The 22,748-nt window shown below is 57.6% G+C and carries 24 protein-coding genes and 2 pseudogenes; 4 read left to right on the forward strand and 22 right to left on the reverse strand.

All coding sequences use genetic code 11. From position 1 onward, the window contains the following. Positions 1-55 precede the first annotated feature (55 nt). Genes tnpC through tnpA form a run of 3 tightly spaced genes read right to left on the reverse strand, consistent with a single transcriptional unit; the run spans position 56 to position 2,495 of the window. Complete coding sequence (tnpC, locus tag K290_RS0128495) at positions 56-1,651, reverse strand: IS66 family transposase (RefSeq protein ID WP_004121999.1); 1,596 nt, start codon at positions 1,649-1,651, stop codon at positions 56-58. A 54-nt stretch (positions 1,652-1,705) separates the two neighbouring features. Further along, positions 1,706-2,059 (reverse strand): IS66 family insertion sequence element accessory protein TnpB, encoded by a 354-nt coding sequence (tnpB, locus tag K290_RS0128500; RefSeq protein ID WP_004121998.1) that lies wholly within the window; start codon positions 2,057-2,059, stop codon positions 1,706-1,708. Continuing rightward, positions 2,040-2,495 (reverse strand): IS66-like element accessory protein TnpA, encoded by a 456-nt coding sequence (gene tnpA / locus K290_RS0128505; RefSeq protein ID WP_004121997.1) that lies wholly within the window; start codon positions 2,493-2,495, stop codon positions 2,040-2,042. The genes tnpB and tnpA overlap by 20 nt, the downstream gene beginning before the upstream one ends. Before the next feature lie 165 nt (positions 2,496-2,660). On the opposite strand from tnpA, the gene K290_RS0128515 reads away from it, so the two are divergent. Then, positions 2,661-3,035 (forward strand): hypothetical protein, encoded by a 375-nt coding sequence (locus K290_RS0128515; RefSeq protein WP_004118259.1) that lies wholly within the window; start codon positions 2,661-2,663, stop codon positions 3,033-3,035. A gap of 148 nt (positions 3,036-3,183) precedes the next feature. On the opposite strand, the gene K290_RS0128520 is transcribed toward K290_RS0128515, so the two are convergent. The 15 genes and pseudogenes from K290_RS0128520 to K290_RS0128580 form a co-directional block, all read right to left on the reverse strand. After that, positions 3,184-3,579 carry a DUF6941 family protein gene (locus K290_RS0128520; protein ID WP_004118260.1) on the reverse strand — a complete coding sequence of 132 codons (396 nt, stop codon included), beginning with the start codon at positions 3,577-3,579 and terminating at the stop codon, positions 3,184-3,186. Between the two features lie 396 nt (positions 3,580-3,975). Further along, positions 3,976-4,500, reverse strand: coding sequence for a hypothetical protein (locus K290_RS38090; protein ID WP_172831086.1), 525 nt, complete (start codon positions 4,498-4,500; stop codon positions 3,976-3,978). A 383-nt stretch (positions 4,501-4,883) separates the two neighbouring features. Continuing rightward, positions 4,884-5,639, reverse strand: a complete 756-nt coding sequence (gene istB, locus K290_RS0128525) for an IS21-like element helper ATPase IstB (RefSeq protein ID WP_015342034.1) — start codon at positions 5,637-5,639, stop codon at positions 4,884-4,886. Between the two features lie 14 nt (positions 5,640-5,653). Continuing rightward, positions 5,654-6,544: a transposase gene (locus tag K290_RS35250; RefSeq protein WP_200863263.1), complete on the reverse strand. Its 891-nt coding sequence runs from the start codon at positions 6,542-6,544 to the stop codon at positions 5,654-5,656. Positions 6,545-6,629: 85 nt separating this feature from the next. Then, positions 6,630-7,379: a tyrosine-type recombinase/integrase gene (locus K290_RS0128535; protein WP_240535426.1), complete on the reverse strand. Its 750-nt coding sequence runs from the start codon at positions 7,377-7,379 to the stop codon at positions 6,630-6,632. 2 nt (positions 7,380-7,381) lie between these two features. Continuing rightward, entirely contained in the window at positions 7,382-7,633 is a 252-nt protein-coding gene (locus K290_RS38550) for a site-specific integrase (RefSeq protein ID WP_240535427.1), read from the reverse strand. Then, entirely contained in the window at positions 7,630-8,619 is a 990-nt protein-coding gene (locus tag K290_RS0128540) for a tyrosine-type recombinase/integrase (RefSeq protein WP_004118271.1), read from the reverse strand. The genes K290_RS38550 and K290_RS0128540 overlap by 4 nt, the downstream gene beginning before the upstream one ends. Further along, positions 8,616-9,878 carry a tyrosine-type recombinase/integrase gene (locus K290_RS0128545; protein ID WP_004118273.1) on the reverse strand — a complete coding sequence of 421 codons (1,263 nt, stop codon included), beginning with the start codon at positions 9,876-9,878 and terminating at the stop codon, positions 8,616-8,618. The genes K290_RS0128540 and K290_RS0128545 overlap by 4 nt, the downstream gene beginning before the upstream one ends. An 18-nt stretch (positions 9,879-9,896) precedes the next feature. Then, complete coding sequence (locus tag K290_RS35255; protein ID WP_183932622.1) at positions 9,897-10,682, reverse strand: transposase; 786 nt, start codon at positions 10,680-10,682, stop codon at positions 9,897-9,899. Between the two features lie 463 nt (positions 10,683-11,145). Continuing rightward, entirely contained in the window at positions 11,146-11,487 is a 342-nt protein-coding gene (locus tag K290_RS0128555) for a hypothetical protein (protein ID WP_210305352.1), read from the reverse strand. 404 nt (positions 11,488-11,891) lie between these two features. Then, positions 11,892-12,131, reverse strand: a pseudogene (locus tag K290_RS36615) (helix-turn-helix domain-containing protein); the annotation flags it as partial. 125 nt (positions 12,132-12,256) lie between these two features. Next, a complete protein-coding gene (locus K290_RS0128565; RefSeq protein ID WP_004118281.1) occupies positions 12,257-13,894 on the reverse strand; it encodes an MFS transporter in 1,638 nt (545 codons plus the stop codon). 380 nt (positions 13,895-14,274) lie between these two features. Beyond that, positions 14,275-15,918, reverse strand: coding sequence for an MFS transporter (locus K290_RS0128570; protein WP_004118282.1), 1,644 nt, complete (start codon positions 15,916-15,918; stop codon positions 14,275-14,277). Between the two features lie 195 nt (positions 15,919-16,113). Then, entirely contained in the window at positions 16,114-16,530 is a 417-nt protein-coding gene (locus K290_RS37730) for a hypothetical protein (protein ID WP_004118284.1), read from the reverse strand. Further along, positions 16,527-17,180: a DUF433 domain-containing protein gene (locus K290_RS0128580; RefSeq protein ID WP_004118290.1), complete on the reverse strand. Its 654-nt coding sequence runs from the start codon at positions 17,178-17,180 to the stop codon at positions 16,527-16,529. Before K290_RS0128580 ends, K290_RS37730 begins: the two co-directional genes overlap by 4 nt. A gap of 272 nt (positions 17,181-17,452) precedes the next feature. On the opposite strand from K290_RS0128580, the gene K290_RS0128585 reads away from it, so the two are divergent. The 3 genes from K290_RS0128585 (at position 17,453) to K290_RS0128595 (ending at position 19,761) form a co-directional block, all read left to right on the forward strand. Then, complete coding sequence (locus K290_RS0128585) at positions 17,453-17,800, forward strand: helix-turn-helix domain-containing protein (RefSeq protein WP_004118293.1); 348 nt, start codon at positions 17,453-17,455, stop codon at positions 17,798-17,800. Next, positions 17,800-19,089: a type II toxin-antitoxin system HipA family toxin gene (locus K290_RS0128590; RefSeq protein WP_004118296.1), complete on the forward strand. Its 1,290-nt coding sequence runs from the start codon at positions 17,800-17,802 to the stop codon at positions 19,087-19,089. The genes K290_RS0128585 and K290_RS0128590 overlap by 1 nt, the downstream gene beginning before the upstream one ends. A gap of 81 nt (positions 19,090-19,170) precedes the next feature. Beyond that, positions 19,171-19,761 (forward strand): DUF433 domain-containing protein, encoded by a 591-nt coding sequence (locus K290_RS0128595; protein WP_004118299.1) that lies wholly within the window; start codon positions 19,171-19,173, stop codon positions 19,759-19,761. 392 nt (positions 19,762-20,153) lie between these two features. Here the strand turns inward: K290_RS0128595 and K290_RS0128600 are convergent, their stop codons facing one another. The 4 genes and pseudogenes from K290_RS0128600 to K290_RS0128615 all read right to left on the reverse strand — a co-directional run. After that, a complete protein-coding gene (locus tag K290_RS0128600; RefSeq protein ID WP_004118301.1) occupies positions 20,154-20,477 on the reverse strand; it encodes a hypothetical protein in 324 nt (107 codons plus the stop codon). A 32-nt stretch (positions 20,478-20,509) separates the two neighbouring features. Continuing rightward, a complete protein-coding gene (locus K290_RS0128605; RefSeq protein ID WP_004118303.1) occupies positions 20,510-20,830 on the reverse strand; it encodes a hypothetical protein in 321 nt (106 codons plus the stop codon). A 36-nt stretch (positions 20,831-20,866) separates the two neighbouring features. Continuing rightward, positions 20,867-22,228, reverse strand: a complete 1,362-nt coding sequence (locus K290_RS0128610; protein WP_240535429.1) for a hypothetical protein — start codon at positions 22,226-22,228, stop codon at positions 20,867-20,869. Further along, positions 22,144-22,671, reverse strand: a pseudogene (locus K290_RS0128615) (IS630 family transposase); the annotation flags it as partial. The gene K290_RS0128610 and the pseudogene K290_RS0128615, both read right to left, overlap by 85 nt. Positions 22,672-22,748: the final 77 nt, after the last annotated feature.

Genomic DNA, 22,748 nt, shown 5'->3' on the forward strand with positions numbered 1-22,748 from the left:
TCGTAAGCGCTCATTTCCATGCGCGTTGACGCGGCCCGTTTGACCGGGGTCGCCGTCAGACGGCTGCCATTGGATCATGCAGCGGCGGTTTCAGCGTTTCAGCGAAGTTGAAGGGCAGCAGGTCGGTGATGTCGGCTTCGATGACACGCTGCGGTAATTCGGTAAGGACGTGACGCAGATAAGCCAAGGGTTCGATGCCGCAGGCGCGGCATGTCAGCATGAGGCTGTAGATGACGGCACTGGCCTTGGCTCCGTCCACGGTGTCGCTGAACAGCCAACTCTTTCTTCCCGTGGCAAAAATCCTGATGTCGCGCTCAAGCAAGTTGTTGTCGATCGGCATCCTGCCGTCTTCTGTATAGCGCGTCAGGTACTCCCATTGGTTCAGGGTGTAGGACACGGCATCGCCAAGCTTGGTATCGGGCAAGACCTTCGGCGCGATGTCGTCGAGCCATGCCTTGAGAGCGTTCAGGATGGGGACGCTGTGTTGCTGGCGGAAGCGGTGGATGCAGTGATCTCGCGTTTCGTCCTTATCCGGCTTCTCATTGCGCGCCTGGCTTTCAATCCGGTAGAGCTGCGCGAAGAACTTGAGCGCCTGCTCCGGCGGACCGCCGCCTTTCTTCCTTGCCTTGAGCGCGTCGACGAAGCGACGCCTGGAATGGGCCATACACCCAACATGGGTCGCGCCGTTCAATGTGCGCCAGGCGGTGTAGCCATCGCTCATCAAGATGCCGCGGTAGTCGCCGAGGAAGGCCTGCGGATAAATCTGGCCGCGGCCGGGTTGATAATCGAGCAGCACGATTGGCTCGCCGCTGTCTTCCCCGCTCCTGTATGCCCACATGAAGGATGTGCTGGTGGCTTCCTTGTCCTTTTCCTTCAAGACCTGGACCGTGGTCTCGTCACCATGGATGAGCGGCTGCGCCCTGAGCCGCAATTTCAGGGCGTCATAGATTCGGGAGAGATGCCTCTCGCTCGATCCGATCACCCAATGCCCGAGAGCGCCGCGGCTGACGGGAACACCGGCACGCTCGAAGGCCTGGGCCAGGCGGTAGAGCGGCGTGCCATCGACATATTTATGGACGAGCGCGAAGGCCAGTGTCGAGGCCGTGGCGATGCTGCCCGGCAAGGCCTGCGCGGGCATTGGCGCGAGAATGACAGGCGTGTTGATGCCGGTGCGGTCGCAATGGCGGCAGGCATACTTGAACCGCACATTCTGCAGGACCTTGGCCTTCACCTCGATATGGAGCTGCTCGGTGACCGCCTCACCCATGCGATGCATCTGGTGACGGCAGCAAGGGCAGGCCTTCTGATCGTGGGCAATGTCATATTCGACGCGCTCGCGCGGCAGGTGTTCCGGCAGGGGCTTGCGGCCACGCTTCTTGCCCTCCGGCCTTTCGGTCGATGGCAAGCCGGTGTCCGGCAGGTGGACGACCTCGCCATCTTCTCCGCTGGCGTCGTCATCGGCAACCTGCTCGGCTTCATCGAAGAGGCGGTCCACGTGCTTTTCGCTCTTCGGCGCAAAACGATGCAGCCGCGCCAGCACCAACTCTTCCTCGAGCTTGACCACGCGTTCCGTGAGCTGACGGTTTTCCGCCTGCAGCGCCGCAATGCGCGCCATCAACTCCTCAACAGTGGGTTCGCCGGGTCGGATCATCAGATTCTTGAATCTGAACCGTTTCGCCCCGTCAACCGCAGACGTTGCGAACTGTCAGCCGGCGATCTGGTATTGCCGAACCGGATGGCGGACCATCGCGTCGATATCAATGCCGTCGAGAATCCAGTGTAATTGCTCGGTCGTCAGCGTTACCACCATCATCTCCCGACGTGGCCACCGGAACCGGTCTTCCGACAATCGCTTCAGCACCATCACAAAACCGGACCGATCGAAGAACAGGAGCTTCATCCGGTCACGGCGGCGATTGCAAAAGGCAAAGACCGCAGGCGCAAACGGGTCCAGCGCCATAGTCTCCTGCACCAGGACCGCAAGGCTGTTGATGCCGGCGCGGAAGTCGATCGGTTCGCGATGCAGGTAGACCTTGAGATCAGCGCCCAGTCTGAACATGACCCAAAGCTCCGATGATTGTCCTCAAAGCATCAGCATCACCGGATTCCAGCGTCAGCTTCACGCCGTTTGGTAGCAACGCGCTTATTTTGGAAGAACCTGACAGATTGGCCTTCCCCAGTGACGCCGGTTGGTCTTCCCTAAACGCGACCGGCATCTCCAACGAGGAGGTCCCGACAGGCAGGCTGCAGTCTGCCGCGACGACCGGGATAAACCGCGAGCTTGCAGATCCCGCCGAGAAGCGAGCCTCCCTGGCATCCTTGACCCATTTGCGCAGTAGGTTGGCATTGATCCCATGCGTAAGCGCAAGGCCGGATATCGACACACCAGGCTCAAGGCAGGCCGCAACAAGCCGCTCCTTTGATCCCGGATCATAGCGGCGTCGCCCATCACGTCCCACCAACCGCACTCGCAGTTTCTGCTCTTCGTCACTCATATTTGGTGTCCACCTATTTTAAGTGGACACTTCATGCGGCAGAGAATTCAACGCGAAAAGGCGCAACGAAATGAGCGCTTACCGCTATTCTTCATCACGGCCGGCACCCTTGCAATCGCCATCGGTGCCGGCCTCCTCTCCATACCGCATTGAAAGACGTGAAAGATGGTGGCTGACGAAACCGGAGATGAAGAGATGCAGATGCCGGAACGCGCGAAGAGGATGGGGGCGAATATCAATACCCTCGTTGGAATTCTCTCGATCGCCTCTTCGGTCGGCATGGGTGTCTGGGTCACGGCGAACAAAAGCCGCGATATCGAGGACCTGCAGGGTTGGCGGAAGGACTTTATCGTTCAGACCGAAGCGAATTCAGCCCGCGTCGATCAGCGCCTGCAGGCGATCGAAACGCGACAGTCGACCGCCGAAGGCGATATCAAGACGCTCGGCTTTCGGATGTCAGCAAGCGAACAATCGGTCGGGTCCGTACTCGCCTCGATCAAGGATCTGACGTCATCCGTCAATGAGCTGAATGGGATGTGAAGGTCGTTCGCGAGATTCTGCAGCGGCAGGATCGGCAGAGCGGCAATCAGCGCTGAGGAGGCAAAAAAATCCGCCGAGCGGGTCTCTGGATGCCTTCGGATTGTCGAGGTCGCTTCCGCGAAGGGAGTTGTAGGAAATATGGGAGGAGTCATGAATTCTCTGAAATCGATACTCTTAAGCGATCGGCGATGAATGTTGGTTGATCGTCGATAGAGATGTTGACAACGATGTCACCTGGCCGATCAAAATTAACCAGCAGACCAGTTGGAAACGCGTGGGCTGGTAGTGCTGCGTCAGAAATCTGAAACTGCACATCTATCTTTCCCAAAATGACAGAGTTTTTGCCGTCTTCATAGGTGACTGTTACGCTTGTTTTATGATCGCCAGCAGGCAGACCGAAAATTTGAATCCATGTGGCCATGGGTTGAATGAAAGGGGCTTGAAGCCTGATTTCGCCAGAATAGACCCCAATCAGGATGAGTTTGCCGTTGAACTCTTGACGTATGTCGTCGCAAAATACGACGCGAGCCCTTATTTCTGCCAATGTACGCCCCCTAGACCAGCGGCCGTCTTGGCGACATTTTGGGTTGGGGCCCTAGAATTCCATTCTGCTTTGCCAAATGAACCGGAGCTTTCCGTGACGCATGTGGAATGCCTCCGATTGGATAGTGCTTCTCTCTGGGGCCAGTGCCGTTCAGCTCGCAGGAAGCTACCATCGATAGCAAAAAGTAGTTCTGCTATCGTGTCTATCGTCCAGTTCCCGGGCGTATTCAGAAGACGAGATACTTGAGCAGGATCTTTACCGAGCCGGCGGGCAATGTTTGCGCGTGTTATACCGGCTTCGACACAAGCGTTCGCAACCATGTCAAAAACATCGTCTCGCGCGGTTTGAGTGACATAACCAAGTGTGCGATCGCTGATACGATCGTCGCTAGATGGCTCAGCCAATAATGATGTTTCGTGAGATGTATTCAGCATGTGTGGCCCCAATCAAAGGCGAATTTTGAGGAAACAGGAGATCCCATTGGGCTCGGCATCGTTTTACTGCTGCGCCAAAACGAAGATTGTCCCTAGCTTCCCATGTAAGCAGGATGAGACTATCGACTTGGGCGAATGCGCCGAAGATACGGATTTGCGGGCGCGGTTGTCGTATTCGCATATCCACGATTCCCTTACTTGTAGGAGCATTTCTCGCCACAAGAGTTGCGGGGTCTTTTCGCATCGGGTCCATGGCAAATCGAATTGCCCTTCCGGTGGTGAAAGCATCTATTTGAGCTCTCGCTTCACCCGCAACTCTATCAAATCGAGCATGAACAGACGCTCCACCATTTAGAAACTCACCGACTTCCGTTGATACAAAAATGTTTCTTTCCACTCCACGCCCAGGAAGCATCGGTCTTACGAACGACAGTCGGCCTGTTGAAACGTGGTTTTGCAATTCCTCCAATATTGACATATAAGTCAACAAACCTCTATCAGCAATCGGCTATTGAATGAATTTTTGGTAATTGGCGGTTCTTCATTGCCACCCCGGCCTTGTTCCAACAGCAAGAGAGCCGATTCGTAAATTTCTTCATGTTAAGCGTCGGTTATTTGGAATTTGGCCCTTAGGTGGCTGATCAAGGCCATAGATATCCCACCCGTTGCTGTCAACGATATCAAAAAAAGGCGAATGTCGATGCCGACAATTCGCTCAAAGGTGTGTATTCCAATGAAACCGGACAGGAATTCCGATCTTTAACCGGACGCTTATTCCAGCGTTTTACCGGACGCGATTCCGAGGCGAAGCCGGACGATGTACAGCGTCTCTGGGTCTGAGTTGATCATTGTCGGCGAATATCGGGCAGGTCAAGCCTGAGTTGCATTCTCGGCTGACAGGTTTCGATGTTTGCGCAGGCTCTCACCGGAAAGTTCGATGCGGTAGGCGTTGTGGACAAGGCGATCCAGCACGGCGTCGGCGATCGTGGGATTTCCAATCATATCGTACCAGTGGTCCACGGGGATTTGGCTGGTAACAATGGTCGAGCGCTTCTCGTATCGATCCTCGACAATCTCCAGGAGATCGCGTCGTTGCTCGTCGGTGAGCTTCTCCGGCCCCCAATCGTCCAGGATGAGGAGATCGGCTTTGCCCAGGCTCTTGAGCATCTTTGCGTAGCGACCGTCGCCTCGTGCCAGGGCGAGCGCGGCAAAGAGCCGTGGCACGCGGTGATAGGCGACGGCAAGATCCTCCCGGCACGCCTTTTGACCGAGAGCGCAGGCCAGCCAACTTTTGCCGACGCCGGCAGGACCGATCAATAGCAGGGAGTGCCGCTGTCTGATCCAGTCGCAGGTGGAAAGCTTGAGGAAGAGGTTGCGATCGAGACCACGCGCTGCTCGGAAATCGGTATTCTCGATTTGGGCGTCATGGCGCAGCCTGGCGGCACGGGCTCTGGCTTCGAAGCGCTTCTGGCGACGCGAGGTCTGTTCCCGTTCGAGCAGGATCGCGAGCCATTCGCCGTGCTGGAGGCTTCTCGCTTCCGGTTGCATTTCCAGTTCCTGGAAGGCGGAAGCCATGCCGGAAAGGCCGAGTTGGCGCAGCGTATCTACAGTGGGATTGGTCAGCATTCTTGATTGTCTCGTTAATGAAAGTAGGCTTTGCCGCGAAGATTGGCATGCTCGCCGACGGCGGCAGGTTCGGCGGAATGTCGTGGTGCCTTGTAGGTGCTGATGAGCGCGGTGATGCTTTTGCAGGTCAGTCCGCCGATCTCGACGGCACGGGCGGACACCGCCTCGGCCTGCATCGTAGGAATTGCCCGATAGAGCTTCAGCACGCCGAGGCAGGTTCGAAAGCCTTGTTCCGGATGAGGACGGCTGGCCAGGATAGCGATGATCAGCCCCTCGGTCTGAGGCCCAATGGAAGCGCCCCAGCGCTGGAACCTTGCAGGCGACCATTCGGCATAGCGCCGGTGCGAGCTGGGCATATGGTCAGGATCGGTTCCGTAGCGTGATCCGCCGTAACGACGCTGGTGGACTGCGATCCTCTTGCCCTTGAAGAAGACCTCGATCGTGCGGCCCGTGGCCCTGATATCCACCTGCTGTCGGATCAGGGTATGGGGCACGGAGTAGAAATAGTGCTCGAACTCGACATGGTAGTCGGTCGAGACCCGCGCCAGCTTCCACTCGGCGTATTCGTAGTCCTCTGCCGGAAGAGCCGCGAGTGCCGGGCGTTCCATGGTCTTGAACATCTCCTGGCGGGTTTGGCCCAACCGCTTCATGACGTGCGTGTTGATCCGCTCGACGGCATCCCGGATGGCGGCGTTAGCTTCCTCCAGTGAAAAGAAGGTCTGATTGCGTAGCCGGCCGAGGATGCAGCTCTGGGCGAAACGTACGCCGGCCTCGACTTTTGGCTTGTCTTTCGGCCGCTTCGGTCGCGCCGGAAGCACGCCGACGCCGTAATGGGCAGCCATCCTGCCGAAGCTGTGGTTGATCTCCGGATCGTAGAAGCTCGCCTTGTTGACGCCGGACTTCAAATTATCCGGATTTTGTGTCCCGAACGGTTATGTGCCCCGCAGCCTGGTGATCCAAGCGCTCTCGCCGACACGGGGCACATAACGATCAGAGGTCGGCGAGCCATTCGAGAAGCTTTGGCTCGCTCTGCCAGACTGGCTTTCGGGGAGGTCCCACCGAAGAACTAGCAAGTCCCTGGCAAGCCTCAAGCGCCTCCTGCTTCATCCTGATGCTAATCTCGGCATATCGGTTGGTTGTATCGAGGCTGACGTGGCCAAGCCAGCCTCTTATGACGTTCACGTCGACGCCGGACTCGAGGAGATGAACGGCCGTCGTGTGTCTCCAAACATGTGGAGATATGGACCTCTGTCCATTGCCAATGCGAATATTCGAACCATGACGCCGGACAAGCTTATATAGGCCGAACCGCGTCAGCGGCTTCCCGACGTTGCTGAGGAATACCGGACTTTCTGTAGCGGCTGGGTGGCGTCGGTTACGCAGCATCTCGCCAAGCAGGCGGGCAGTCTCGGGCCATAGTGGACAGGTCCGCCACTTGTCGCCCTTGCCGTGCAGGTTCACCCGCGGTGAGGAGGTCAAAACCAACTGATCGACGATCAGTCCGGTGACTTCCGTTGCGCGGGCGCCCGTATTGTACAGGAACATGAGCAGCGCCTTGTCGCGGATGGCCAGCTTTCCGCTGCGCGGCAGTTTGTCGAAGAGCCGTTCGACCTCGTCGCGCTCGAGATAATAGGTGGCTGCTGGCTGCGCACGCTTCCTTGGGATGGCGGCGACGCGTTCGGCCTCCGGCAGCACTATAGGTTCCTGGCCCCCGGCATTGGCGAAGAAGGTGTGCAGCATTGCTAGCCGGTGGTTCCGTGCTCGGATGCCGTTGCCGCGCTCGGATTCAAGATGGGCGAGAAATGCCCGCACATTGTCGGCGCTGAGGTTCTCAGCCTGAGCTTGCTGATCGGGGTTCGGTTCTCCCGGGCCAAGAATAGGAGAAACAACCGGATCCCGTCGCGGTAGCTCCGGATCGAGGTGGACGCCAGACCCTTCTCGGCTTTGAGATGGTGTTCGAAGAACTGATAGACGAGGCTGCCGACGGTTCTCATGGCCGTCCTCCATACGAAAGCGGTGCTGCAAAGCGTTCGAAGCGCTGGCCGGCGGCTTCAAGGAGATCGGCTGTAACGGTGAGATAGACGGCGGTGGAAGCGGGGTCCACGTGGCCCATGAAGGTCGACAGCTTAACGAGCTTGTCGGTGGGATTATGTCCGTCGCGATACCACCGCAGAAGTCGCCCGACCGCAAAGCTGTGTCGCAGATCATGCACGTGAGCCGGCGTTCCTCCCGCTGGGATTGGTATGTCCAATTGATCGGCCAGCGAACGGAAAATGATACTGATCGTGCCGGGGTTCACCGCTCGACCCCGCAGGAAAGAAAACAGCGGCGTGTCGGGGGTAACCGAAACTACGTGCTGTGATCGCAGCGTCATGAACGCATAAAGGCGCTGTGCCAGCTGCGGCCCCATGGGAATGAGCCTTGACTTGGAAAACTTCGTCTCGCGAATGGTGAGCACGTCACGATCCCGATCGACATCCCGCCAGCGCAGGCGCGCAACCTCGCCGACGCGCAGACCAAGCCCGAACAACAGGCTGAAGATGATGGCATAGGCAGGCCCGCGAAGCGGGGCGTTGTTCTGATCCGGGAGCTCGGCGGCGCGATCGATGAGCTGTTGAGCGGTCCGCAGATCCAGGATGCAGGGCGGTCTCGGATTACCTCGGCGGCGCGGCTTCATCGTGACAGGAGAACGATCAATAAAGTCATGCTCGACCATCCACTCGAACAGCCGGCCGACGACGCCGATCAGATGGTTGAAGCTTCGAGGCCGCGAGCGCGGACGGCTCAGGAAGAATGCATCGAGGAGCGCCGGGGTGATCTCGGTCAGGTTCGTCACCGCTTGAGCGTTGAGGTAGCCGTCGAACATCCGCAGCACCTTGTCTTCGACGTCATAGCGCCGGTTGAGCGCGCGCTTGTGGCGAAGGAAAGCGACGATGTAGGGTGCGATCGGGCTTGAAGGCTCGGGAAGACGCGGGCTCATTGCAGATCCTCCCCATCACCCAGAGCTACTTCCCGCAAGCCATCGACCTGGACCTTCGCGTAAATCATGGTCGAGGAGGCAGCGCGATGCCCGACATAATCGCCGATGGTCTTGAGCGAAAACCCCGTGTCTACCAGGCGCTGGACGCAGGCATGACGGAGAGTGTGTGATCCTGGACGGCTAACCGGAATCCCCGCGCGATGAAGATACTTGCTGGCAGTGGCCGACACCGCAGAGTGTGTAAGTGGCGATTGTGGGGCCAAATGCCGCCAGAAAAGCAATCGGCTTTGAACGTCAGGCCGCCCGTTCCTGAGGTAATCCACGATCGCCTCACCAACGACGGGGGCCAGCGGATAGGTGGTGCTGTGCTCGGCCTTGCGCCCGTGCACATGCAGCCGATCGCGCTTCCAGTCGACATCGTCGAGCGTCAGCAGCGCTACTTCACGGGAGCGCAGCCCATAAACGGCCATCAGCAGCAGCATGGCGTAGTCGCGCCGGCCAACCACGGTGCGCCGGTCCACCTGATCGAGCATATCCTGGACCGAACTCCAACTAATCGATCGAGGGATATCGGCCAGCCGATAACGTTGAGGTATCTCGACCAGCTTGCTGATGTCGCGCTGAAGGACGTGTTCCCGATGCAGGTATCGCAGGAAGACCCGCAGGATGCTGGCAAGACTGATCATCACGGTGCGGCCGAAATGCGAGGCCTGTGTCGTGATGAAGGTCGTCACCACCGGTAATGTAAGCGACTTCGGATCGCATCCTATATCGCCGAGATGTCGCTCGAAGACGCGAAGGTAATGCCGGTAATGCGCGATGGAGCTTTGCCGCAACCCTCGCTCATCTCGGAGATAATCGAAGAACCCTGGAATCTGGATTGCAAATGGATCGGGCAGCGAAGGTCTGGTGCGGTCATCGCCTGCCTTCCATACGACCAGGCTGAAGAAATGCCGCATGATGCCAGTGACAAAGTTGCGGTCGCGTCGACGTGCATCAGCCGATCGACCGGAATGACGATTTGACAACCAATCAGCGATGAACGGCTCGAAGAGCCCTTCCGCTTGTTCTATACGTTCGACATTCTGGCCGGCAGTGAATGCCGCAAACTTCACCAGCACGGGAACGCGGCGATAGATGCTTCGAGGCGTATAGGCACGTTCGCACAAAGCCTTCACATACTGCTCGATCTGCGGCCCTAGCCAGCAATCCATAATCCGATCGATAGTTTGTGGTTTGACGAAAAAGTGTTCCAACATGACAACCTCCATTCTGAATTAAGGGGAATAGGAGGGTGCGCTCGTTGTTCGCCAGAGATGTGCCGCCACAGACAATCTGGTCGTTTGATCACAGAAACTTACGCCCGCCGGGGCGCATAACCGTTCGGGACACAAAACCCCGATTACGTGCCCGGGCACGTAATCGTAGACGATAAGGCGCGGCACGCCGCCGAAATAGGCGAACATGCGCACGTGCGAGCCGATCCAGTCCGGCAGGGTCTGAGTCCAGGTGGCTTCTGCAAAGGCATAACTCGATGCACCGAGCACGCCGACAAAGATCTCCGCCTCGCGGATCTCGCCGGTCTTGCGATCGACGATCGGCAGCTTCTTGCCGGAATAATCGACGAACACCTTGTCGCCAGCAATGTGGACCTGCCGCATCGTTGGCGTCAGACGCCGCTCAAAGCCGCGGAACAGGTCGCAGAACCGACTGAAGCCGTAGCCATCAGGATAGACGGCTCGATATTCCTCCCACAGGATCGTCAGGGTCACGCCGGGCTTCTTCAGCTCGACCGCAATGACACTCCAATCCGGCTCTGGTAGTCGCCGTACCCCTTGTTTGGTGCCTTGCCGGGCGAAAAGTTTACATTCCAGGACGTCGTCCGTCAGATCGGCAGGCAAAGGCCAGGATAGCCCTGCCGTCGCAGCTCGCCCGATCCCGTCCTGCACCGTGCTGCGGGCAATCCCGAGCAGATCGGCAATATCGCGAACGCTCACGCCATCTGATCGCAGTCGAAGTAAATGTCGTAGTTGTCTCATGGTCAGCCTTCGTCTCTTCGACATGCCATCTCCTCAAGTTCAAAAGGAAATGCATGCCAAGGTTGCTGACCCAGGGGCACTGCTTACGTTGAAAAACGTCCGGTATCAAATCGGAATCGCGTCCGGTTAATTCTCGGAATCGTGTCCGGTTTTTGATCGGAACGCCGTCCGGTAAATCATCGGAATCTACACTCAAAGGTTTTGCCCGGGCGCCCGCCTCGGCACCCGTCCCACCATCTTTCAAAACAATAACGGCGCTGCAAGTAGCAACGCCGCTCATAAAATGCTGATTCCCGAACAGGCCGCGCCCGCAGGCCGAAGGGCGTATATGATCCACGCCATTATCACGTTCTAATTCAGCGGTCGGAAGTGTGCCTCCGACGATTGAAACAGAGCACTTCATGGAAACTGTGCCCCTATCCCTAATCGGATAGGGGCTTTTTGCTTTTGGGTGCCCGCTTGGGCGTTGCTGTGCGAAACACCGTTGTCATGAAGTCCGAAGAAACAACGCATTACCAGGTCTGTCGATTGTACCGCGCGAACGAGCTTCACGCCCGGTGAACGGCTCAAACTCATCATCGCCGTCGAGATATTCCAGCTCGTGGTCAATATGGTCGATCGCCCAGCACAGCGCCTCGATCTCGCTTCTCAGGTGCTCCGCCAAGTCCTCGGTAATGATGGCGATATCGGCAGCAGGCAGGGAGGCCTTGCTGTTGATGATCTTGATCGCATCAGCCTCAAGGCCGGCAAGATGATGCTTCGCCCGCTCGATCTGGAACAGTAGCGTGCTGCGCTGATCCATCAGGTATTCTCTGGTTTCGTCCATCATTTCGGCACCCGGCACGGCTCAGCACAAAGGAAAGCCCTGAGGGGGAATCCGCAGGGCCAGAGAAGTGAGAGATATCGGATGGAAAGGAGCTCCGATAACTTTGGTCTAAAGGACGTCATGTCCTGACCACGATGGCAGAAGTTTGCCAGAATTCCGCCTCGCCGTAAAGTTCAGACTAATGGTTGGTCACCAAGCGGACGCTGAAAGCTTCGTGCGTCAATGAAGAAGCTGCGCCACCATCAGCACCAACGTGCTTAGGCCCGCGCACACTGTCAAAGCAGTCAAAATCGAAGTCGACATCATATCGCTCCTCAAATCAGATTTTGCGAGCTGACTACTGCAGCGGTGGGGGCGGTGTTCTCATGGGAGGGAAAAGATGAGAGCGACCCGACCTGTGGTCGCCGATGACGTCGCAGCTTTCTCAAGCGTCGCCGGCGTTTCTTGGCGATATCGTCGGCAACCGTCGAGACGTAGCCACTATATTCGGGAAGTTTGCGGTCATGGAGCGTATTGCGCCTGATCTCACGATTGATGGTCGATCGGTGACGGCCGAGCTTACGTGCTATCTCGTTGATCGGCACCTTGCGCTCGACTAAATGATGCAGGCGCCGCCGATCGGCGAGGGTCAATTGCGAATAGTGCATAACGACAAGCTGTGGCGTAATCAGGAATATGAAACTGGAGAGCGGTTTTCCGGTGACGCTCGAAGCTTTCCAAAGAAAAATAGCCACCAATATAGACCCCGTTGGGAAGATGTCTGCTGACATCCCTACTTCTGCGAAACGTATGGCACGGGCGCGGACTTGCGCGCAGCCGTCGGGCGCTCCACCAGAATGGTTGTTCGCGGGAGGTCGTACGCCACGCTCAACGCCTTGAGCTCGTCGTCCAGGCGCTTGTCCGCTTCGTTGAGGCGGTGATGAAGGCGATGGTAATCCGTCCAGGTCGGCGTCCGGAAGGTCTCGAGCCATCGCGAAGGCTGCTGAACGTCGCGCGTGAGTGTCCACTGGCGTGCACCGACGCGGCTTTGAACCAGCCGACGCCTGCGCATGATTTCAAGAAAAAGGTCAGCATTCTCGTCCGCCACAGCGTATTCTGTCGTGACCAGGATCGGGCCACTTCGCGGCTTCAGATCAAGTGCCGGCACAGGCGCATCGAAAGCGCCGGAGGCTTCGAGCTCCGACTCTAGGCGGTTGCTGATCGGGAGCTTGACCCCAAGTGCCGCAACAACCAAGGAGGACGCAGCAGAACATGCCAGGGACAGGGAGAGGGAATGATTTTCCGCGATAATTCCCCAGAGCCAACTGCCCCCGGCAATCCCCCCATAGGTGAAGGCGCTGTAGATGGAAATCGTGCGACCCACGACCCAACGTGGGCTTGCCAACTGCACATTGACGCCGAACCCCGACCATCCCGTCACCCAGCCTGCGCCCCCGAAGGCAAGGCAGACTGTTGCGATGATAAGGGAGGACGTCAGAGCAAGTGAGATGGCACATGCCGCACACGCGACGCATGCCAGAACGATCAGCAGCTCCTGCGTGACCGCGCGCCTGAGTGGCGGGTTCACGAGCCCCGCGACCAGCGCGCCGGCGCCAAAGCCCCCCATGAGAATACCGTAGTCGATCGGGCCGCCCTTCAAAAGGTCTCTCGCGACGAGCGGCAGGAGCGCCAGCATTGAGGTTCCGGTCAGCCCAAAGAGCGTCCCGCGGACAATGGTCGCCTTGATTTCGGAGGATATCGCGGTGAAGCGCAGGCCATCATAGATGGCCGTCATGAGCGCTTCCCGGGGGAGGGGCGACGCTTTCACGGTCCACTTGTTTCGCCACAGGGCGGTGAGGGGCGCGACGAAGCCGAAGGTGGTGAGCGCGAATGTGACGAGCGGCCCGAATACAGCAACGATGATGCCGCCGAGGGCGGGACCGACGCTACGGACCGTGTTGAAGCCGACATTAAGAAGTGTCACGGCCGACGGCAGATGGCGGCGCTCCAGCATATCGCCAAGCGAAGCGCGCCAAGCAGGATCGCTCAATGCGATACCGCAGCCGTCAAGGAAACTGAACGCCAGGATCATCCATGGATCGGTGATGCCGAAGGCCATGAGGATCGTCAGCATCGCCGAGGCCGCCATCATCAGGCTTCGACCGACGATCATGACCATGCGCCGACTGTAGTTGTCGGCAATCGCGCCAACGAAGATCGCAAGAAAAAAGGCTGGCAGCGTGGATGAGGCCTGAACGAGGGCAACCATGACATCGGACGTCGAAACCGTGGCCATGAGCCAGCTGAGCGCTACCGTCTGCATCAGCCAGCCCAGGCTGGAAAGCTGCGACGCGAAGAAAATCGAACGGAACGTCGAATTCTTCAGTGGCGCCAATAGCCCTATGGATGCTGTCTCTTCTTTTGAAGGCATGTCATTCAGTCTCTTTCGGGCGGGTCACTTCGGCCGTGCTTGACGGGCGTATTCGGCGATGAGGGAAAGGAGTCGTACTTCGGTCTGCCATCATTTGTCGCTTGCCCAGTCGACGCTTTGTCCAAGAGTTCGCGGGCCAGGCATCGGCGCGTGGCGGCAAGGCCGGAATCGAAAACCGAGGGAAAAGCGGCTGTCGTCGAGCAGGGATCGACGACAGCCGAGCGAACCAGGATGGCAGGGGTTGATGCCACTCCCAGGCCAGGAGCTGTGTTCGGCTTGCGGCTAGTCTCCACAGTCTGAACCGTGAGGTTTTGTTTCTGGCCGACGCCATTATGGGACCGTTGCCGCTGCTCGATAAATGGCCTCATCGCAAGATCACCTCATGGACGCGAAACGCGCGCGACCGGTTGGCTCCGGGTCCGTCGCGTGTCTGTTGTGCGCTCAATCACAAGATCAGTTTCCGGAGGCTTGTCACTCATATGCAAAGCGGCGAGAAGCTGTACGACTTCCTGATCCCACGGGGAGAGACGATGATGCAAACGCAGGAAATCCATCCAGGTCGGCGTGCGGAATGTTTCTGTCCAACGGGAAGGCTTTCGAAGATTTCGCTGGAGCGTCCAGTCACGTGCGCCTGCCCGGGCCAGGGCGTATCTTCGAGTGCGCATGTGATCGAGGAAGATGTCCAGGTCGCTGTCGTCTATGGCATATTCCGTCCTCGCTGCAATCGGGCCGCTTCGGGGCTTCAGATCAAGCGCCACCGTTGGCGCCGGATAAACCGAGCCCTGCTGGTCTGCCTCGGCCGCCAGATGCACCGGCAGGACGAACCCTGATGCGGCGACGAGTAACAGGGCCGCTGCGGCAAGTTCGAGAGAAGATGCAAGCGAATAGGTCTGGGCGACGGTGCCCCAGATCCAACTGCCGGCTGCCATGCCGCCGGAGAGGAATGCGTAATAGATGGAGAGCGTACGGCCGACGACCCAGCGCGGACTTGCCAATTGCACCCAGACGTCGAACCCGGTCCAGGTGATGACCCAGCCGGCGCCTCCGATGACAAGCGCAAGTGTCGCCAAAGGTACTGAGGAGGTGAGGGCAAGTGAGATGCAACAAAACGCGCAAGCGATGGAAGCGATCGCCATCAGCCATTCCTGAGGAATCAATCTCCTTAAGAGCCGGTTGTTCAGTCCGGCGATGCAAGCGCCTGTTCCGAAACCGGCAAACAGTATGCCGTAGATGATTGGTCCGCCGGCCAAACGATCGAGGGCGACAAGCGGCAGAAGAGCAAGTATGGCAATGGCGGCAAGGCCGAAAAGGGTGGCACGTATGATCGCCGCCCGGATGTCGGAAGAAAGCGCCGTGAACCGCATTCCGTCATGGATTGCTGTTGAAATTCGCTCTGCAGGCAGCGGAGACTTGCGGACGTGCCACTTGTTGCGCAACACCGCGCCGAGAGGCGCTAAGTTGCTGCAGGCGGCAAAGAGAAAGGCCGCCAACGGACCGAGGAACGCGAGAATGGCTCCGCCCAAAGCCGGTCCAACGCTGCGCGTCATGTTGTATCCGACCGACATAAGCGTCACCGCAGCCGGAATATCTCGCTTGTCGAGGATATCGCCCACCGAGGCATGCCAAGCGGGGTCATTCAGCGCAAAGCCGCAGCCTGCGACAAATCCCAGACCTAGAATCAGCCAGGGACTAACGAAGCCGAAGGCGGCAGCAATCGCCAGTACGATGGAAGCGAGCGCAATCAATGAGAGCCCGGTGATCATGACCGATCGACGGCTATAGGTGTCGGCGATTGCTCCGGCGGGAATGGAGAGTATGAATGCCGGAAGCGTCGTTGAAGCCTGCACAAGCGCGACCATCAGATCCGAAGCGGAGATCGTCGCCATGAGCCAACTGATCGTGACGGTTTGCACCAGCCATCCCAGGTTGGCGACTTGCGTGGAACTCCAGATCGAACGGAATGCTATACTGCGTAGCGGATCAAGGGTGGTTGGCCCGCGCGCGGTGACGTCTTCGATCTGCATTCTTGATGGCTCTGAGCTTCGCATTGACACCGTGACGCCACAGATTATCCGCAACTCGGATACGAATTTCGGCGTTATTGGAGTTCTTGGCGCAGGAACCCTGCGTTGAGCGGGAGTGTATCAGGCAGTCCGACCAGTTCTAGCACGTTGCTGGCTTATTATTGAGCTTGTATGCCGTTTTTCCTTCCTGAACGATTATCCCTTCGGAAGTGCGTACCGGAGCACGCGCAATTCGTCCTCATCGCCGAGGGAAATTTCCAACACACGATTGGCGAGATCGTCATCGTCGTCGAGTTCGGCCATAGCCTGTTCGAACAGCTCGATCTGCATATCGAGGTCCATACCGGGCGGGCGGTTTAGGTAGACAGCCCGGCATGGATGGCAACGTCTGCATATTGCCCCTTCGTCCCGGGCTTGTCTTTCGGCCCGCGGAAGTCGACCGAGTTCTTCGTGACGAACGTCCAGTCGCCCTAAAGAATGATCGGTGTGAGCTCCCAGTCTTTCAGGCCACCCAGTTTTCATCCAGACGACATGGCTCGTTTCGCCATAACCTTTTTCCAGCGCCATCTTAGCCAGTTGAGGACTGAGGCACTCATCAATCAGAAACTTCATCCCGCCTTCGTGCGACGGGGGACGCGACGATCTGTGAGGATGACCGAACCTTCGGGAAGCTCGCCCAGCACGCGGGGCCGCCCGCGCAAGGGATTAGCTTCCGCATAGATTGTCGCGAGCCTGATCTTCTCTCTGTCCAGGCCAGGCCAGGTTTCGAGAATGCGCTCCGTGGAATTGCCCGCGGATACGGACGCGGCAACATCATGGACAGGAACGCGGGTGCCTCGAATGACAGGCGTCCCACCAAGGATGTCGGCCGACGATGTGACGACCTCCCGTGCTGCGGCAAGGTCGTCCAGCCGCTCGCTCGCGCCCCTCATAAAGGGCATGAGATCGATCGTCAGAAACTCGTGGTGCACGGTCCAATCTTCAAGCAACAGGGCGGACCACGGGAGGGTGCGGGCTCTCGCAAGCCGGGCCTCCGCCGTCCGGATAGTAGACAGGCGTTCTTCCGAGGTAAGGCGGCGGGCGCTTTCGAAGTAAAACGTGATAAGCGAGCAGGCTCCGGCGAGGACATGACGACCGTTGTCGAGCGATATGAACGCTTCCGGCAAGATGTGCTCGTCGATAACGCGATTGACGTCGCGCAGGCTCACGCGCGAGACAACGGCAGCCTCGCTCGCCTTCAGCATCTCGGCAACTGCTGGCATGGTTGAGCCATCGGTATTAATTCTTCCGATGGGTCGGAATATATAACTTGTTGGGGGCGATATCAAGGCCTGGGACGGATCGGCGGTCGCCGGTTGGACTTGAGGCATTGGGTTGATGAGGACGAGCCAAGATCGAAATCGCCGCTGGGCAATCGTTATATTGGTGCGCTATTTCGCTCCTTATGACGTCCTCTAGCGGAATTCCGCATTTTGCTTTATCTTAGAGTCATACGAAATTCCGGACACCGGCCAGCAGGCGAGCGATATTCCGCATGAGCACTACGATTTTCAATACTCTTGGCGAGCAACTGCTGGCCGCCCGCAAACGACGCGGTCTCAGCCAGCCTGCACTTGCGACAAGGCTCGGCCGGGACCGGGCACGAATATCGGAACTCGAAAGGGACCTTGCAACCGATCGACGGGGTAGGGATCGACTGACGCTGTTTGCCGAAATCTGCGATGCCCTCGACCTTGTGCCGGTCCTGCTGCCGAAGTCCCGGATGGGGGAAGTGAGGCAGTTGATTGGCGATGCTAGAGAACACCAGAATAAAGGTACGGCGGCCAGCGCATTTGAGGAACTTTTCGTCGATCTCGATGAAGACGACAATGGGGAACCGTGATGGCGAAATCTTCGGCGATCCTTGGCGTCCATCTTCTGGATCAGAACATCGGGAAGGTGAGGGTAGGGACCCTGACGCGCGATAGTGACGGCGCGGTCGCGTTTGTCGTTGCGGAAACGTTCCTGCGGGATCCAAGGCGGCCAATTTTGAGCCTGGGCTGGTTCGATCCTGACGATGACGAGGGCACACGCAATCGTCTGGCGCGGCGTGGGGACAAAATTGGGCTTCACGGCACATTGCCACCATGGTTTTCAGGATTGCTTCCAGAGGGCGCCCTCAGGGACCTCGTGTTGAACGAGATGGGGCCGGGCGATCACGATGAGTTCGACGTCCTGACCCGCCTCGGCGGCGATCTCCCCGGCGCAATCCTCGTCGTCCCCGAAACAGCGGTTCCAGCGTCAGCCGGCCCGATCACCATTGAAAAGAAAGATGGTGTGGATGTCCCGCTGCCCGATGGCACGGTCAAATTCTCGCTCGCCGGTGTGCAGCTCAAGTTCACGGCCAACGTCGAGGGCGACAGATTGACGGTTCCCGGTCGCGGTAACACCGGCCGCTGCATCATCAAGGTGGCAAGCGAGCGATACCCAGGGCTGCCGGAAGCTGAACATGCGGCCATGCAGATGGCAAGGACGATCGGCGTGCGGACAGCAAACTGCCGGCTTGTCTCCAGCACCGCGATCAGCGGCATCCCTGCGGAACTGTTGGCTCATGGTGAGCGCGTTCTCGTCGTCGATCGCTTCGACCGTGCCGACGATGATCGTCGCATTCACATCGAAGACGCAGCCCAAATTCTAGGAGCGATCGGCGATCGAAAATATACGATGGCGACGACCGAGACCATCATCAACATGGTGCGCCGCTTCAGCACCGACCATCGCGATGACATATTGGAAGCCATCCGCAGGGTAGTTGCAGACGTGCTTTTAGGCAATGGCGACAACCATCTCAAGAACTGGTCTTTCCGTTTCCCGGCACCTGGCGAAATCCGGCTGTCGCCGGCCTACGATATTGTCCCGACCGTTCTTTACATGCCGTCCGACACTATGGCGCTGAGGTTCGTCAAAACCCACAGCTTCGAAAGCGTGAACCTGCATCGCTTTGAGAGGGTCGCAAGTTTTCTTCGCCTGGACGCGAAGCTGATCACACGCGAGGTCGTTGCGACAGTCAGGCGTGCGCTGGAGCATTGGCCGACATCGGCGCCTAAACTACTGGGGGAAAAGAAAGCAAAGCAGCTTCTTGATCGCCTTGGCACGCTGAGCCTGGTGGACGAAGTGCGGCGTCAATCGTAGTCTTTGGCTCACGTCGGTCCGGGCCTTGCACTCTCTCTAATTCACCCCTATGTTTGGGGGTGGATTAGAAAGGGCAATAGGATGGAACATCTGACAACGGCACAAGCGGCTTTTGTGGTTGATGCGCCTCTAGACACTTTCAAAAAGGTTGTCGAGCGCGCGCCGATCAAGCCGCAACTCGTGAAGCGAGGCGGTCGGAATATTAGGCAGTTCGGTCAAGCCGAGCTGGTATTTCTCCATGCCTATGACGAACTCAAACAGGCGCTGACACCCAAGAGCCAGTCCGAATTCTACGAGGCGTTGCGAAGCTCTCTCAAACGCGGTCACGCGAAAGAGGTCGTGTTCGGTAAACAGCGCTACGACATTGGTCAGCACCTGGTCTTCGTCGAGCGTAAGCTGAAGGAACTCGACAAGCTCACTGCTCAAATCGACCTATCCGGCAAGGAACCGCTAATCCGGGGAACGCAAATCGAGGCGCATCGGATTGCCGCTCTCCTCGACGCCGGCGCGACTGTCAAAGATGTCCTTCGCGACTATCCCTCCTTGAAGGAGCAACAGGTCGTTTCCGCGGGAGTCTATGCGGAGGCGCATCCGAAGGCGGGGCGGCCGTATCCGAAGCAAACGGCAAAAGCCGCCATGCGCGCAGCCGATCTTAGCGCGTTGGATGACTGAGCTTGAAATATCTGCTCCATACAAATGTCTTAAAGGAAATCGGTCGACCCGAGCCGCACGAAAATGTGGCGGCCTCGATACGGTTGACGATACTGATCTCGCGATCAGCGTGATCTCGGTTCGAGAGGTTCCGAAAAGCATCGAGAGAAAGCGGAACACCGACGAGGCTGTCGCCCGCCGGTGGGGGCAAATGCCGGGACAATCGGACAAGATTCCGACGTTATCGGTTTGGCCGCGACGGCGCAGGTAAATGACCTTGTCGTCGTCACCCGAAACACCGCTGATTTTCAAGGGCGGGCGTCACAATCCTGGACCCGTTTAAGAAGACTGCCAAACCTGCCTGGCCAGGCTCGTCTGCCGATTAATCATGTTCGAAAATGCATTTAGTTCGTTTAGTGCGGAAAAGCCAAAATGATTATTGCAAAAGAGACGGTGCCCGGTTGAGCGACCGAAATGTGCTTGTGGTCGAGCCCGCATTCTTCATGCAACAAGGTGTCGATATGGTGTGCTGGGATGCCGCTCTCGGCTCTAAAAGCTTCCGCGAGCTCGATGTCGAACATCGCTCTCGTCATTCGGGCGCGAGCGCGCAAAATTTCCTTCTTCGCCTTGGTTAATGTTTCGCCATCGATTTTGTCGAGCCACGCGTTGTAGCGATCGCGCGCTGATGCGCTGCGTTCTTCTGCAGGCTTATTGAAACGCTGACGACCAGGCAGCATTCTGGTTAAGTGTAGATCGCGCCAGAAGATTGCTACCGGTCAGAGTGAACTGGCCGAGTCTCGCTGATCTCAACTTTGGGCAAGCTGCTGGCTTCAAAAAGAGGAGCACTAAGCCGCTTCTCTTCGTCCATCAAGTGGCCAAGCTGCCGTGCCGATAGCGCCGCGACTTTATGCACTAAAACGGAAACTATTAGGCTGCTGACGGCCATTGCGTAGGGAATCCAATTGGGCTGAACCCTTTCAATCGACAGAGAAATAAAGGTTGAGAAGCCACCGACTGCCAAGATCGAGATCGCTACACCGTTAAAATACGCGATTTGAGCCCGTAGTTGCTCTTTCTTCGCCTCAGACATCGACGGCCCTCCATTGATCCCGGCACGCAGTCATTTTCAACCCGGTAATATTAAAATGCGTGGCTTTATCAGCTCCGGAACATTATACCCTTGCACGGTGATCGTAAGCTCACGGTTGGCATCATCCTTGTGCCCGAACAAGTAGGTCCAACTGCTCTCAGAACGTTTCTGGACCAGCTTCTTGAATTTGGGGTGCGCTGGAGTAACCTCTCCGATCTTCGCAAGGACGGCGCTGAAATCCTTATTCCGATTAAAGATAAGGACCGCTGCTTTTGTATCTCGCCAGCTAAGATAAGAAAGCACCTGATCAAGGGTTTCCAGATAGCCCTTTTCGCCGGTCCAGAATTTGCATTCGCCAATAAAGATATTTTTCCTATCGACTTTGATCAGAATGTCGGACTTTCCTTCATAGTTGAAAGTTTCGGCCGTCGCATCGCCGGCAAAATGCCCATTGAGCTGGACTAGAAAATGGGTCCGCAAGCTCTCTCCATCGATTTCCCGGAACGCCCCGGGGCTTTGCTCCATGACGCCGACCATATTCTCCATCACCAATAGAACATGCTCATAGTCTTCTGGGGTGAGAATAGGCTCTGGCTTGTACGGATCGCGAGAAGCAACGGGCCTTGGGACAGAAGGATGAATGGTACGACGGACGGAAGGAACTGCGAACGTTTGGCTCGCGCCGGGGCGCTCCTTCATTTTAAAACCCAACCCAGCAAGAAGCGATTTGCCTCGGAGAAGTTTTTCCTTGCGATGGTCAATTGTTCTCATCGCTAAGTCCCCTAGGCTCGCGTTGTAGGCCTGCGCGTCATTTGTCAACCAGCTCAAATGCAGATTGATCGATGCAACCATTCCATCGATCTGCTGCCTCACGCGCTCTGCCGTAAGATCGGTTCCCGCGATGGAAAACGAGATAACGCCATCGTCCACATGCGCCCGGGGATTGTTGAAATTGCTGGTCGTGGGCTGGATATCAAATCCGACTTTATCGCCGGTGAAAGGCAGCTCGACGTCAACTGCCGTTCCAGTAATGTAATGCGGGCGCGAACGGTCATCTATCCACCTGTTTTGATCCTGACTGATATCGATTTGAGCTTCCCGTTGGTCGACCACCAAATCATCTGGGTAAATCGTGGGAACCTCGAACGCGAATTCGCTCACAAGGTAACGAGCCAGATCGGTGGTAGACGTATTGAGAAGCTCGTCGCCATTCTTGGCCTCGACAGTAGCAATCAGCTTTTGCCTCCACGCCTCTTGCGTTGCGAACCAGTCACCTTTGTTGAAAAGGTAGTCATTATACCAATCGGCATTGGTCAGAACCGATGTGCCCAGTCGCGCATTCCGATTGACATGATCTTCCAGGGCTGGTCGACCAGCTTGTTCCAAGCGGCGCAGCAATGATTGACGATGTCGTCGTAGGATGTGAAGACGCGGTTCGACAGCCAGTTGTCGCGCAGGAATTGCCAGACATTTTCAACAGGATTCAGTTCTGGGGATCGCGGCGGCAGGAAGAGCAGGGTGATGTTTTCCGGCACGATCAGCTTGGCCGATGAATGCCAACCCGCCTGATCGAGGATCAGAACCGCGTGCGCACCGTTATCGACCTCGCGGCTGATTTCCTGAAGGTGCGCGTTCATTGCCTCTGTGTCGCACCAGGGCATGACAATGCCTGCACCCTTACCCTTCTTCGGGCAGATCGCCCCGAATATGTAGGTCCATAGCGTTCGCTGATCGTGGGGGGCCGATGGACGCGTTCCCCGTTGCGCCCATCGCCGCGTCATCTTGTTCTTTTGCCCGATGCGGGCTTCATCTTGCCACCACAGCTCTATTTCTGTGCCTGGAGCGAGGGTCTTGCTGATCGCGCTGATCTCTTCCGGGAAACTTATGGAATGGCCCGCCCTTTCACCCAGCATCGAGT

Origin of the sequence: Rhizobium leucaenae USDA 9039 (assembly GCF_000426285.1) — a bacterium.
GTDB classification, from domain to species: Bacteria; Pseudomonadota; Alphaproteobacteria; order Rhizobiales; family Rhizobiaceae; genus Rhizobium; species Rhizobium leucaenae.